The sequence below is a fragment of the Zoogloea sp. LCSB751 genome, from assembly GCF_002028455.1.
Lineage (GTDB): Bacteria > Pseudomonadota > Gammaproteobacteria > Burkholderiales > Rhodocyclaceae > Zoogloea.
In genome coordinates, this window is sequence record NZ_MWUM01000254.1 from 1 (window position 1) to 266 (window position 266).

At 46.6% G+C, this 266-nt stretch carries 1 pseudogene; it reads left to right on the plus strand.

The annotated features are described in order from the left end of the window. Positions 1-266, plus strand: a pseudogene (locus tag B4920_RS26560) (hypothetical protein); the annotation flags it as partial.

A 266-nucleotide genomic window follows, 5' to 3' on the forward strand; every position in this document is an offset into this window, starting at 1 on the left:
AGATCTTACTGCTCTTGGCAGCCCTAGCTAACTGGTTTCATTACCTGCTTGGCAGTGCGGGTGAGAAGGCTGGCTTACAACGACGTTATCAGGCTAATACCGTTAAGCATAGACGAGTGCTCGCTCTTTGTTCCCTTGGGATACTGCTCTGTAAAGAGCAAAAGCTTAATATAAGTAGGCGATATTATCAGCAAGGGCTAAAGCAAATTTTGCAGTGGATAGCTCAGTGGTGCTGGACACCGGACGATCTGATAGAGTGTGGATAA